At 68.6% G+C, this 11,467-nt stretch carries 13 protein-coding genes and 1 pseudogene; 6 read left to right on the forward strand and 8 right to left on the reverse strand.

The window, feature by feature from the left end:
- Positions 1-109: 109 nt before the first annotated feature.
- Positions 110-232: pseudogene (locus QH196_RS18585) on the reverse strand (cytochrome c biogenesis protein CcdA); the annotation flags it as partial.
- Positions 233-465: 233 nt separating this feature from the next.
- Here QH196_RS18585 and QH196_RS18590 point away from each other — a divergent pair.
- Positions 466-1,302, forward strand: a complete 837-nt coding sequence (locus tag QH196_RS18590; RefSeq protein ID WP_432279511.1) for an IclR family transcriptional regulator — start codon at positions 466-468, stop codon at positions 1,300-1,302.
- 134 nt (positions 1,303-1,436) lie between these two features.
- Here QH196_RS18590 and QH196_RS18595 read toward each other — a convergent pair whose 3' ends face one another.
- Positions 1,437-2,054: a PadR family transcriptional regulator gene (locus QH196_RS18595; RefSeq protein WP_280417079.1), complete on the reverse strand. Its 618-nt coding sequence runs from the start codon at positions 2,052-2,054 to the stop codon at positions 1,437-1,439.
- A 233-nt stretch (positions 2,055-2,287) separates the two neighbouring features.
- Here QH196_RS18595 and QH196_RS18600 point away from each other — a divergent pair, with 233 nt between their 5' ends.
- The 3 genes from QH196_RS18600 to QH196_RS18610 all read left to right on the forward strand — a co-directional run bounded on the left by QH196_RS18600 (position 2,288) and on the right by QH196_RS18610 (position 4,564).
- Positions 2,288-3,823 carry an FAD-binding protein gene (locus tag QH196_RS18600; protein WP_280417068.1) on the forward strand — a complete coding sequence of 512 codons (1,536 nt, stop codon included), beginning with the start codon at positions 2,288-2,290 and terminating at the stop codon, positions 3,821-3,823.
- Between the two features lie 28 nt (positions 3,824-3,851).
- Positions 3,852-4,223 (forward strand): nuclear transport factor 2 family protein, encoded by a 372-nt coding sequence (locus QH196_RS18605; protein WP_280417069.1) that lies wholly within the window; start codon positions 3,852-3,854, stop codon positions 4,221-4,223.
- An 83-nt stretch (positions 4,224-4,306) separates the two neighbouring features.
- Positions 4,307-4,564, forward strand: coding sequence for a hypothetical protein (locus QH196_RS18610; RefSeq protein ID WP_062970388.1), 258 nt, complete (start codon positions 4,307-4,309; stop codon positions 4,562-4,564).
- 268 nt (positions 4,565-4,832) lie between these two features.
- Here the strand turns inward: QH196_RS18610 and QH196_RS18615 are convergent, their stop codons facing one another.
- From QH196_RS18615 to QH196_RS18635, 5 genes are all read right to left on the reverse strand, one after another.
- Positions 4,833-5,660: a mycofactocin-coupled SDR family oxidoreductase gene (locus QH196_RS18615; protein ID WP_280417070.1), complete on the reverse strand. Its 828-nt coding sequence runs from the start codon at positions 5,658-5,660 to the stop codon at positions 4,833-4,835.
- Position 5,661: 1 nt separating this feature from the next.
- Positions 5,662-6,459 (reverse strand): mycofactocin-coupled SDR family oxidoreductase, encoded by a 798-nt coding sequence (locus tag QH196_RS18620; RefSeq protein ID WP_280417071.1) that lies wholly within the window; start codon positions 6,457-6,459, stop codon positions 5,662-5,664.
- Positions 6,460-6,598: 139 nt separating this feature from the next.
- Positions 6,599-7,102 (reverse strand): thioesterase family protein, encoded by a 504-nt coding sequence (locus QH196_RS18625; RefSeq protein ID WP_280417072.1) that lies wholly within the window; start codon positions 7,100-7,102, stop codon positions 6,599-6,601.
- A gap of 93 nt (positions 7,103-7,195) precedes the next feature.
- Positions 7,196-7,936 carry an SDR family NAD(P)-dependent oxidoreductase gene (locus QH196_RS18630; protein ID WP_280417073.1) on the reverse strand — a complete coding sequence of 247 codons (741 nt, stop codon included), beginning with the start codon at positions 7,934-7,936 and terminating at the stop codon, positions 7,196-7,198.
- Positions 7,937-7,965: 29 nt separating this feature from the next.
- Positions 7,966-8,838: a TIGR03619 family F420-dependent LLM class oxidoreductase gene (locus QH196_RS18635; RefSeq protein ID WP_280417074.1), complete on the reverse strand. Its 873-nt coding sequence runs from the start codon at positions 8,836-8,838 to the stop codon at positions 7,966-7,968.
- Positions 8,839-8,915: 77 nt separating this feature from the next.
- Here QH196_RS18635 and QH196_RS18640 point away from each other — a divergent pair, with 77 nt between their 5' ends.
- Entirely contained in the window at positions 8,916-9,596 is a 681-nt protein-coding gene (locus tag QH196_RS18640) for an EthD domain-containing protein (RefSeq protein ID WP_280417075.1), read from the forward strand.
- A 17-nt stretch (positions 9,597-9,613) separates the two neighbouring features.
- Here the strand turns inward: QH196_RS18640 and QH196_RS18645 are convergent, their stop codons facing one another.
- The gene (locus QH196_RS18645; RefSeq protein ID WP_280417076.1) at positions 9,614-9,991 is read right to left on the reverse strand and encodes a nuclear transport factor 2 family protein; all 378 of its coding nucleotides are present in this window, start codon (positions 9,989-9,991) and stop codon (positions 9,614-9,616) included.
- Between the two features lie 150 nt (positions 9,992-10,141).
- Here QH196_RS18645 and QH196_RS18650 point away from each other — a divergent pair, with 150 nt between their 5' ends.
- Entirely contained in the window at positions 10,142-11,392 is a 1,251-nt protein-coding gene (locus QH196_RS18650) for a PucR family transcriptional regulator (RefSeq protein ID WP_280417077.1), read from the forward strand.
- Positions 11,393-11,467 lie beyond the last annotated feature (75 nt).

The following is an 11,467-nucleotide window of genomic DNA, read 5'->3' on the forward strand; positions in this document are numbered from 1 at the left end:
GCCGGGTCTGCCGCCGCGGTGGTCGGTTTCGCCCAGTTCGGTGCCGCAGCGGTCGCCGCGCCCGCGGTCGGTCTGCTCGGTAATTCGGCCCGCGCGATCGCGATCGTCATGACCGGCGCCGCAGCCAGCCCACACCGCGCAGCGCACTCGCCGACCCGAACGCCAGCACCACGAACGGCAACCCGAGCCCGGCGCAGTACGCGACGATCAGCGCGACCCCGCGCACGGCGGTGGGGGGCGCGGGACCCCCGGCCCCCCCCCGCCCCCCCCCCCCCCCCCCCCCCCGTGCGGCCCCCGGGGGGCCCTCAATTTCCCCCCCCCCCGGCGGGGCCGTTCGTCATTTTCGGCCATCTTCCGGGATTCGTGTGACAGCGGGCACAACATGGTGTTACAAATAGGTATATGCCTAATCGGCATATTCCGTTGGGCATCAGCTCGCAGACCCCGATGGAGGGCTCCATGACCATCCCCGCCGACACCGCGATCCCGAGCGCCGTGATCGACCGCATATCCCTGGTCCTCGACGCGTTCGAGGGCCACGGACGCCTGACGCATGCGCAGGTCGCCCGGCGGACCGGACTGCCCCGGTCCTCGGTACACCGCATCCTCGAGCAACTGGTACGCCTGCGCTGGCTACGCCGCAACGGACGCAACTACGAACTCGGTTTGCGACTGATGGAACTCGGCTCGCTCGCGATACACCAGGACCGGTTGCACCGCGCCGCCGTACCCTTCCTGCACGAACTGCACCGCAGTACCGGATACGTCGTCCACCTGGCCGTACTCGACGGGGCGGACGTGGTCTACCTGGACAAGGTCGGCGACCGGCTGGGTAACGCGGTCCCCACCCGGGTCGGGGGCCGCCAGCCGGCCCACTGCACGGCCGTCGGCAAGGCGATACTGGCCGATACCGAGGCCGCCGATTTCTTCGACGCCGGCACCGCCCGGACGAAAACGCGCTATTCCATCACCACCGCGGCGCAGTTGCGGGCCGAGCTGGCCAAGGTCCGGGCACACGGCGTCGCCTTCGAACGGGAAGAGTCGGTGCCAGGCTTCGGCTGCGTGGCGGCACCGATCGGCGAGATCGGCCGGGCGGTGGCGGCAGTATCGATCTGCGGGCCGATCCAGCGGATGACCCTCGACCACCGGCTGGCGGCACCGGTACGGATGACCGCCCTCGGGATATGGCGCAATGTCGAGGACGGCGAGGTACGGGTGCATCCCACGTTGCAGCAGCCCCGCCCCCTGGGACCGGCGCCGAAACTCCGGCCGGGCGTCCACGCCGAGCCGGCACTCACCTGACCGGACCACCACCGGAACCGGGCGGTCCGTCGCCTGCCGGTCCGTGCGGAGCCGACCGGCCCGGGCCGATCCGGACCGCCGTAGCCCGCTCCGGCCACCTCGGCCGGAGCGCTCGTATCGCTACCCGGACGCCGTCAGCGCCGTTCGGGATCCTCCTGCCGGACCCTCTGCTCGACCTCACGCCAACGCCCCGGAAGCGGATGCGGATAGTCGGATTGCTCATCGTGTTCGGCTGTCCCCAGCGCCGATTCGGCCGCATCGATATCGTCGATCAGCTGCCGGGCAAGGTCGCGTTCGCTCGCGTAATAGCGCTGCGCCCATTGCAGCACGATCTGCGAATATGCCCATCCCGGTTCGGATTTCGCGGCTTCGGAATCGACGGCGGCGCTGTGTTCCAGGCGTTCGGCGTCGGCGATATGGTCGCGCAGGATTTCTTTGAGCCGGTCCGGGGAACTGAGGTGCCCGAACATGACCCGCAGCATCACATGGTGTTTCAGCATCGGCGGGTCGACGGGCGCACTGTTGCTCCACGCGGTGACAGCGGCCCGCCCGGCCCGGGTGATGCGGTAGAGCCGGCGACCGCGCATGGCATTGTCGCTGTCCACCCGGGACTGCGCGAACCCGTGCCGTTCGAGCTTCTTCAGCTCGGAGTAGATCTGACTGTAGGACGGGCTCCAGTAGATGTACCGGACACTCCAGTCGGCCCATTTCTTCAGGTCGTACCCGGAGATCTCCTCCTCGTAGGAGAGCATGGCGAGCACCGCCCAGCTGGTCGGCGGCAGGTTGACCTGCGCCGGATCGGGTTCGCTCGTAGTCACCGCCGAATGCTATCAACGCCGGTATACCGGTCCGTAACACCCATTACGCGATGAGGCGGATGCCGAACCGGGTGTCCCGGTCACCGGGAGGGTGGCCCCGCGCCGCGCGGCGGCCGATCTAGCGTCGGCGTCGGCACAATCCGGGAACGTGAAAAGGCGGTAGAGCAGTGGTGAACTTCGACGACGAAGTCGATGTGCTGGTGGCGGGTTCCGGCGGAGGTCTCGCCGGTGCCTATACCGCGGCCCGGGAGGGGCTGTCGGTCGCGGTGGTGGAGGCGACCGACAAGTTCGGCGGCACCACCGCGTATTCCGGTGGTGGCGGCGTCTGGTTCCCGTGCAATCCGGTGCTCGAGCGGGCCGGTACCGACGACACCCTCGACGACGCACTGACCTATTACCGGGCGGTCGTCGGTGACCGGACCCCGCGCGAACTACAGGAAACCTATGTACGCCGCGGCCGCGATCTCATCGAGTACCTGGAGGCAGACGATCGTTTCGCGTTCCAGATGCTGCCCTGGCCCGACTACTTCGGTGCGGCGCCGAAAGCCCGTCTGGACGGGCAGCGCCACATCATGCCGGTCCCGCTGCCGGCCGCCGAACTCGGGGAACTGCGCGAGCATCTGCGCGGGCCGCTGGACACCGACCGGCTCGGCGCGCCACTGCCGGATGTGCTGATCGGCGGCCAGGCCCTGATCGGCCGTTTCCTGCGGGCGTTGTCCGCGTATCCGGAGGTCCGTCTGCACCGCAACGCCGCCCTGACCGAACTCGTCGTCGAGGACGGAGCGGTCGTCGGCGCACTGATCGAACGACCCGGCGGCACCATGGCGATCCGGGCCCGGCGCGGCGTGATCCTGGCCGCCGGCGGATTCGAGGGCAACGACGAACTGCGCCGGCGCTACGGTGTGCCCGGCAGTGCTCGCGACACCATGGGACCGCCCGGAAACCAGGGCCGGGCGCACGAGGCCGGGATCGCGGCCGGCGCCGATACCGATCTGATGGATCAGGCCTGGTGGTCGCCGGGGCTCACGCACCCGGACGGCCGATCGGCGTTCGCGCTGTGGTTCACCGGGGGTATTTTCGTCGACCAGGACGGGCGGCGCTTCGTGAACGAATCCGCACCGTACGACCGGCTCGGGCGCGCCGCCATCGACCGGATGCGCGCAGGTGAGCTCACCCTCCCCTACTGGATGATCTACGACGACCGGGACGGTGTGACACCTCCGGTGCAGGCCCCCAATGTGTCGTTCGACGCGACCGAGAAGTACGTGGCAGCCGGACTGTGGCGGACCGCCGACACCCTCGAGGAGCTGGCCGAGGTGATCGGTGTGCCCGCCGCCAACCTGGTGGCGACCGTCGAACGTTTCAACGCGATGGCCGCGGCCGGCGCCGATACCGATTTCGGCCGCGGCGACGAGGCCTACGATCGCGCGTTCTCCCAGGGCGAATCGCCCCTGGTGCCGATCGATCGGCCCCCCTTCCACGCGGCGGCGTTCGGCCTGTCCGATCTGGGCACGAAGGGCGGTCTGCGCACCGATACCGGCGCCCGGGTCCTCGACGGCGACGGCACCGCGATTCCGGGGCTCTACGCCGCGGGTAACACCATGGCCGCCGTCAGCGGGACCGTCTACCCCGGCGGCGGTAATCCGATCGGCGCCTCGATGCTGTTCAGCCACCTCGCCGTCCGCGACATGCTCAGCCGCTGACCCGCCCGACCAGAACAGGAAGTACATCATGCCGGAACCGGACCGGATCCGTGCGGCCGTGCGCCGCTACCTCGATACCGTCGCCACCGGGACCGCGGCCGAGATCGCCGCGCTCTACCACCCGGACGCCACACTGGAGGACCCCGTCGGCTCGCCGGCGCATACCGGCCGCGCGGCCATCGAGAAATTCTACAGCCCCCTCGAATCGGCGCGCCGGCAGACAGAACTGCTGAGCGTGCGCGTGAGCGGCGACAACGCCGCGTTCTCCTTCCGGGTGGTCACCGAAACCGGTGGAAAAACGATCACGGTCGAGCCGATCGATGTCATGACCTTCGACGAGGATGCGCGGATCACCGGTATGCGCGCGTTCTGGTCGGCCGAAGACGTCGATTTCGGCTGAGCCCTGGATCGGACACCTCGGCCATGCCAGGGTGAACGGCTATATCGGCGCGCGGTGCGCGCCCGGCGGACAAAGGAGTGACCGTGCGAAATATTCAGTGCGCCAACTGCGGAAACCGCGTTCTGGTGGAGAAGTACAGTCCCAGTCACACCAGCGTGCAATGGCTCGACGATGCCGAATCCGCCTGCCCCGAGTTCGCCCGGCGGGCGGCCCTCGGCGAGCCCAGTAACTGGATCCCGACCTGTCCGGCACTGCGTGATTCGATCGAACGGGCCGTTGCCGAGGGTGAACTGCGCACCGACGAGTACCGGACCGAACCCGTCCCGGGGCGACTCGGCTGATCGGTCCTGTACGCCGCCGGCCCGCTGATGTCGCAGGTGCCGCTCGCCCTCACCGTGGCCATCCCGGCAACGAGTGGGGGCGCGGGCCTGGGCAGCCCCGTCGGCTCGACCCCGACGAACGCCGGTACGAATACCGGCGCAGGCGATGGAGACGTTCGGGCAGCGATTCCATGCCGTGGTATCCACCGCCGAACTCGCGCAGCGCGGGGTAGCTGCGAGCTGCTCACCACGGTGCGGGGAAGCGCAGCGGCTTCCCCGCACCGTTTTCCTAGCGCTGGGTACTGCCGGCGTCCACCGGTAGCGTCACCGCGGTGATGTAGCGGGCCTCCTCGGAGGCCAGAAACAGTGCGGCATTGGCGATATCGACCGGTTCCACCCACGGAATCGCCAGCATATTCATGGTCCTTGCCGCCTCGGCGAACTCTTCGCGGGTGGGATGCTCGAGATCCGGCCGGAAGGATCCGCGGACCATATCGTTCTGGATCATCGGCGTGTCGACATTGGTCGGATGCACCGAATTCACCCTGATCCCGTGCGGCGCGAGTTCCTGCGCCAGCGACCGCATCAACCCGACCACACCGTGTTTGGCCGCCGTGTAGTGGGCCACGCCCACCAGCCCGCGCAGGCCGGCGATCGAACTGGTCAGGATCATCGAACCGCTACCGCGGGCGATGAGATGCGGGGCCGCTGCCTTGCAGGTCTGCCATACACCGGTCAGATTGACGTCCAGCATGGTCTGCCATTGCTGTTCGGACAGTTCCAGTCCGGGGGCGCTGGAGGTGATCCCCGCGGTAGCGCAGACGATATCGATACCGCCGAGCTCGTTCACCGCGGCGTCGGTGGCCGCGCGCAGTGCCGCGCCGTCGCGGACGTCGACCACCGCGGACACGATGCGCGCCCCGGTCGCTTCCACCGCACGCACAGTGTCCTCGAGGTCCGCCGGGGTCGCCGGTGGAATGATCACCGTATCCACCGGCCCGCAGATATCGAGTGCGACGATATCGGCGCCTTCCTCCGCCAACCGGATCGCCTGTGCCCGCCCGATTCCTCGTGCCGCGCCGGTGACCAGCGCTACCTTGCCCGAAACCCGTCCCATCTCACACCTTCTGAGTAAGTCCGGCGTCCACGACGAGCTCGATCCCGGTGATGTACCGGGACTCGTCGGACGCGAGGAACAACACGGCATTGCTGATATCGACCGGATCCACCCACGGCACCGGGAGAATCGTGCGCTGGGCGAGCACCCTGGCCGCGTCTTCCCGCGTCGGGTTCGGCAGCTCCGGGCATAATTTCGCGTATACGCGATCGTTGAGGATCATCGGTGTGGCCACCGATCCCGGGTGCACCGTATTGACCCGGATACCCCGCGGACCCAGCTCGTTGGCGAGGGTGCGGGCCAGCCCGACCACCGCATGTTTGCTCGCCGCGTAGTGCGCGGCCCGCGCACCACCTTTCACACCGTTCGTGGAACCGACGATCACGACCGACGCGCCCGCACCGAGATGCCCACCGGCGGCGCGGACCGTATGCCAGGCACCGGTCAGGTTGACATCCAGCGCCCGCTGCCACGATTCGTCGGTCACCTCCCAGGCCGGGGCGTGGTCCGCGTAGACACCGGCATTGGCGACGACCACATCGAGGCGGCCGAGCTGCGCCACGCCCGTGTTCACTGCTTCCGCTACGGCCGGTGCGTCGCGTACGTCGGCGAATCCGGTGATACACCGGCGGCCGGTGCGCTCGACCTCCGCGGCCGTGGCGGCCAGACCGTCCGCGTTCCCGGCGAGATCGAGGGCGATGATATCGGCCCCCTCTTCGGCCAGCCGGCGGCAGTGGGCGCGACCCATCCCGCCGGCCGCACCCGTCACCACCGCCACTCGTTCCGGTAGGCGCGTCATCGGGCACCTCCGGTGAATTCAGCACTCATACCGGCGACGCTAGGTCCGCGGGTTTCCCGGCGAGCTCGGTCTTCCCATTGACCGGGCCGTCAGGCGTACCGTTCCCGGTGAGCGGAAAGTGCGCGCCGAGTGTGACCGTTCATCGCCGGATCCCGATGGCACCGCATACCGGCGCGGGCCACGGCAGCGCTCGGGAGCGGGCGATGTACTCGTCCAGGGCTTCGGCGATATCGGGCGGTAGTTCGACCGAACGACGATTCTGCAGGTCCACGTGGATCAGCAGGATTTCGAGGGTGTTGGCGTTCCGGCCGCGCCCGGTGTCGACGAGGAAGGTCATCATATGGACCGCTTTCGCGCTCCGGTCCAGGATCCGGCCTGCGACGGCGAATCGGTCGCCGGCGCGGAGTTCCCGGTAGTAGGCCAGGTGATGCTGCGCCGTGAACACGCCCATTTTTCGTTGGCTGCGGTAGGTATCGTCGATACCGACCGCCCGGACCAGCGCGTCTGCTCCCGCCGAACCCCAGGTCAGATACTGCACGATATCCATATGGTCGTTGCCGTCCAGTATTTCGCCGGTCACGGTGCCGGTCACCGATTCGGACAGCGCGGCGATATCGGCTGCGGTGGGGAGTTCAGCGATCATCCCGCCATTCTCGAAGCGACGGCGCCGGACATCCACCGGGCTGCCCGCTCAGCGAACCACGCCTTTCCGCCGTGGCCGGTGGCGACGGTACGGCTATCCCGCGGTTTTACCGTTGTCCGCGAGGTATACGGCACCGTGGACGGCGGAGGCGTCGGCACTGGCCAGGAACGCGATCACCGAGGCGACCTCCTCCGGCTGGTTCATCCCCCGCGGAGACGCGACCCGCATGACCAGGTTCGGGTCGGCACCGTCGGGCAGGGTAAACCCGGTGACCTGTGGGGTCAGCATGCCGCCGGGGCAGACCGCGTTCACGCGGAGGCGGTCCGCGGTGAACTCGACCGCGAGGGCCCGGGTCAGGCCGACCAGACCGTGTTTGGCGGCGCAGTAGCCTGCCGAGTACGCCTGGCCTTCGACTCCGGCGATGGAGGCGACGTTGACGATATTGCCGCCGGTCTCCAGTAGGTGCCCAAGCGCGGCGCGGCACAGGTAGAACGGGCCGTTGAGGTTCACCGCGAGATCGTGCTCCCAGTCCTCGTCGGTGACGTCGCCGGTGTGGCGCATGCGGTGCGTGCCCGCGACATTGACCAGGATGTCCAGGCGACCGAACGCGCCGGCGCAGTCCTCGACCACCGACCGGCACGCCTGCGGGGTGGCGATATCAGCGGTGGTGAACCGGCCGCCGGGCACCTCCGCGAACACTTCCGCCAGCCGGGTTTCGTCGCGCGCCACACCGAAGACCTGGGCCCCTCGACCGGCGAACAGTCGCGCGACCGCCGCCCCGAGCCCGGACGAGGCACCGGTCACCAGCGCCACTTTCCCCGACAAACTACTCATTTCGACTTCCTCGGCTCGTTTTTCGGCGCTCACTGGGTGCGGGCGATGACATCGTCGGCGAAACGGGACAGATTCGCGATCTTGGTATCCAGGCTCTCGGTGTCCTGTTCGCGGCCGTAGGGGTCGCGGAAGCCGACGATCACATCGGTGACGCCCTTGTCCTCGAGACGTTTCACGCCGTCGACGGTGAAACCGTCCACCGAGATGACATGGATCTCGAAATCGTCGCGGGTGCCGTATTCGGCGCGCAGGGTGGTGAGTTCGGCGAGCAGGCGGTCGAGTTCGGCCGGATCGCCACCGGCATGCATCCAGCCGTCACCGCGCTGGGCGGCGCGGCGCAGGGCCGGGCGGCTGTGCCCGCCGATGAGCAGCGGGATCGGTTCGGTGGGCACGGGTGAGATCTTGATCGGCGGCAGATCGTAGAACTCGCCGTGGAATTCGAAATAGCCACCGGCGGTGAGACCGCGGACGATATCGAGGCATTCGTCCATCCGCTTACCGCGCTTCTCGAACGGCACATCGAAGATCTCGAAATCGTCGGGCCACGGGCTGATCCCGACGCCCAGGCCGAGACGGTTACCGCTGAGCGCCGCCACCGACGCCGCCTGTTTGGCGACCAGTACCGGCGGCCGGATCGGCAGTTTCAGCACGAAGGGGGTGAACCGCAGGGTGGTGGTCGCCGCGGCCAGCGCGGCGGCGAGGACGAAGGTTTCGACGAACGGTTTGTCCTCCAGGAACTCCCGGCTGCCGTCCGGGGTGTACGGGTAGGTGGAATCGGAGTCACGGGGGTAGGCGATGCTGTCGGCGAGGACCATCGAGGTGTATCCGGCGGCCTCGGCGGCCTGTGCCAGCGGCACATAGTAGGTGGGGTCGGTCATGGTCTCGGCGTAGGTGAACCGCATGGGGTCGGCCTTTCTGCGCTCGGCGTCGGGTGGCCGTTTCGTCTCGGCAAAATTAGAACACGTGCTACTTTTTCGCCATGGCGAAACTGATCATCGCCCTGCACGGCACAGATATCGGCGACCGGTTCCACACACCGGAATTCCGGGACGCGCTGACCGCCGCCGGTGCGCACGCGGTGCAGGTGAATCTCGACGATGCCGAGGTCGCGCCCGCGTCGATGCGGCTCGGCCCCGGTGAACCGATCACCGCGCTCGTCTCGGTATGGACCGACGGCGACCCGGCCACGATCGTCTCCACGGTGGCCGATGCGGCAGGCGATCCGACGCCCCACGCCTACCGCGTGCACGAACATATCCGCCTCGACCCGCTACCGGTCCCGGATGGCACCCGCTGCGACGCCCTGGCGAATATCGCCCTGCTGCGCAGGCCCGAAGCGATGCCGCGAGCGGAGTACCTGCAGTACTGGCAGGTGCGGCACACCCCGATCGCCATCCGCACCCAGAACACCGTCGCCTACATCCAGAACACCGTCGAGGAGAAACTCACGCCCTCGGCTCCGGATGTCGCGGCCATCGTCGAGGAACATTTCCCCATGGGCGCGATGACCGACCCGCATACGTTCTACGGCAGCCGCGGTGACAACGCCGAACTCCAGCGCCGGATCACCGAACTCATGGCCAGCGTCGCACGCTTCGGTGCGGATAAAGATTTGGATCTGGTACCCACCAGCCGATACCAGTGGTCTCTCCGACGCTGACCCGGGCGCCGGCTACGTCACCCCAGAGCTGCCTGCATGGCGACACCGTCGACGTAGGAATGCTTCTCCTTGACCGCACCGTCCTCGACCAGCACGAAATCCGCGAGATCGACGCATACGTCCCGGCCCGTTGCCGAGGTGCCGGTCAACTGCCACCGCACCACCCAGAAATCCGCGCCGACGCGGAGCGAGAGTTCACGGAAGGTCAGGTCCGGGACCAGGGCGAAGGTCCCCGCCGCGGCCTCGCGGATGGCGGCCCGGCCCCGGGCGGGTTCCTGGCCCGAATGCAGATGGAATACCGAGTCGGCGGTGTGGAGTGCGACGATCCGGTCCGGGTCGCGGTCGGCCCAGCAGGCGTGGTAACGCTCGAACAGTTCACGGATTGCTGTGGTCACGGCGATAACTCCGATCGATCGACGGCCGCGGTGGCGGCGGCAGTGAATGCCCAGTATCGGCGGCGGCCGGCCGGCGCGGCGATGGGCGCGAGCCCCCACTTCGACCGGCTCCGTTGTGCACACGCACTGCCGGCGCTACCTTGAGCGTTAGTGAGCCAGGACACACACTTCGAGAAGTCGCGCCTGCTGCGTGATCTCCACGCCGATTCGACGGCGATCACCGAGCTGGTGACCGCCCGGATCGAGCACGACGATATCGACTACGGCACCGCCGCACTCGGCCACGGCGAACTGATCGCGCTGGTCGCCGACTGTTGCGCGGCATGGCTGGACGCGCTCGCCGAGGTCCCGTATTCCCTCGAACCTGCTCGCCGAGCCGGGCGGCTCAAGGCCGAGCGCGGTATTCCGCTGGAAAGCCTGCTGCACGCTTTCCGCGTCGCGGGGCTGGTGTTCTGGGAGATCATCGTCGAATCCGCCGAGGACGATGATCGTGCCGCGCTCCCCCGGCTGTCCACGCTGGTGTGGGCCACCGTCGACGCCTATTCGGTCGCGGCCGCCGACGCCTACCGGCGCGTGGTCGCGGGCGGCACCACACAACCCGGCCAGGGCATGCTGCGCGCGCTACTCGACCCTGGCCTACCGCCCGGACAGCGCGCCGAACTCGGCCGCCGCATGGGTCTTTCCCCCCGAGCCGTTTCGGTCGTCCTGGTCGGCGATGTCCACCTCGACGCGACCGGAGTCGTCACCGCGTCGACCGTCCTCGGCGACGAACTGATCACCCTGGTCGCCGCCGGCGCACCGGCCGCACTCGAGCGAGCGCTTCGGACAGTGCGGGCACGAGCAGGGGCCAGCCGGCCCTTCACCGATCTCGCCGCCGCGCCCACCGCGCTCGACCAGGCACGTTTCGCGCTCCGGTGCTCGGGCCCCGCCGAGACCGGGGTCCACAGCTACGGCTCCGCGCCGGAACGTGCCCTGATCGCCGCTAACCCGGAGCTGGCGGTGGATGTTCTCGCCGACCTGCTCGCCGCCTTCGACCGGCTCGATCCCGCAGACTGCGGGCTGCTCGTCGACACCGCCCTGGCCTGGTACGCACTCGGCGGCTCCACCACCGCGGTGGGAAAGCAGCTGCATCTGCACCGCAACACAGTCCGGCACCGTCTCGGGCGAATAGAACGACTCACCGGGAAAGCCTTCACCTCGCCCGCCGACGCGGCGCTGCTGTATCTGGCGCTGCACGCGCGGTTGCTCCGGGAACCTCCGGACAGGTCTGATCCGGTCTCGGCACCCCCGCGTCCGAGTCGCGGGGGTTGTTTACGGCGGCGCGCCTACCCCGCCCCCGGGGGTGTGAAGGGGTTAGTGGAGAAACGGCTCCGCGCCGTCCGACTCCGCGCGGCCCGGTAACCCGTCCACCGCCGAACACCGCGCCCAGGACCAGGTCGACGCTGTTGTCGCTGCGCTTGTCCTCGATGAGTTCGG

Origin of the sequence: Nocardia carnea, from assembly GCF_029868325.1 — a bacterium.
GTDB classification, from domain to species: Bacteria; Actinomycetota; Actinomycetes; order Mycobacteriales; family Mycobacteriaceae; genus Nocardia; species Nocardia carnea_C.